At 33.7% G+C, this 812-nt stretch carries 1 pseudogene; it reads left to right on the forward strand.

Annotation, left to right across the window (positions count from 1 at the left end):
• Nucleotides 1-131 precede the first annotated feature (131 nt).
• Nucleotides 132-662, forward strand: a pseudogene (locus tag BFU02S_RS16565) (topoisomerase C-terminal repeat-containing protein); the annotation flags it as partial.
• Nucleotides 663-812: the final 150 nt, after the last annotated feature.

Raw genomic sequence — 812 nt, forward strand, 5'->3', positions numbered from 1 at the left:
GAACAAGGCGATCATGCCCGCCACTCCATGTAAAGCGTGTGCACAATCTCAAAATAGTGGTTTAGGCGGTATGCAGGATGTAGTCTTCTACCTCTTATGGCGTTTTATAGCCAATACTACTATGAATCCTAAATTTACTTTGCACGGAACTAGGTATTAAATTAGTAGAAACCTTTCCGATAAAGAAACTATTTGATTTAGAATTTACAGGTCGCTTAGAAAAAACATTATCTGATATTGAAAAACAAAAATTTACCAAGCAAGATTTTCTAAATACAATCTTTGAATTTACGACTGATGCTGTTGGAAAAATTAAAAATGAACAGCAGGTAATCATCAATGAAGTGTCAAGGGAAAAGAAGCAAATTGAAGTATTAGGGAATTGTCCCGTTTGCGGAAGTGGAATTATCGAAGGACAAAAAGGGTTTGGTTGCAGCAATTGGAAAATTGGGTGTAAATTCGTTATTTGGAAGAATGATAAATTTCTAGCTTCGATGAAGAAAAAAACTTCTAAAACGATGGTGAAAACTCTTTTGAAAAACGGAGTTGTAACAGTGAAAGGATTAACAAGCAAAAAAGGTAATAAGTTTGATGCTAACATGCGATATGAAAAAAATGCAGATAACGAATTCTTTAATTGGAAGATGGAATTTACTAAGTGACATTGATATTAAATGACAATCAGGTTGTTTAATAACGTTAGTCATTTTATTCCATTAAAGGGCCATTTAATAGAATAAGGCGAAAGGTGAATCATCTCCTTTTAATGATACAGAGAGGCTGACCCAAAAGGTCGATAAAATCGACTCTTT

The sequence above is a fragment of the Neobacillus fumarioli NBRC 102428 genome, from assembly GCF_001591485.1.
Lineage (GTDB): Bacteria > Bacillota > Bacilli > Bacillales > Cytobacillaceae > Neobacillus > Neobacillus fumarioli.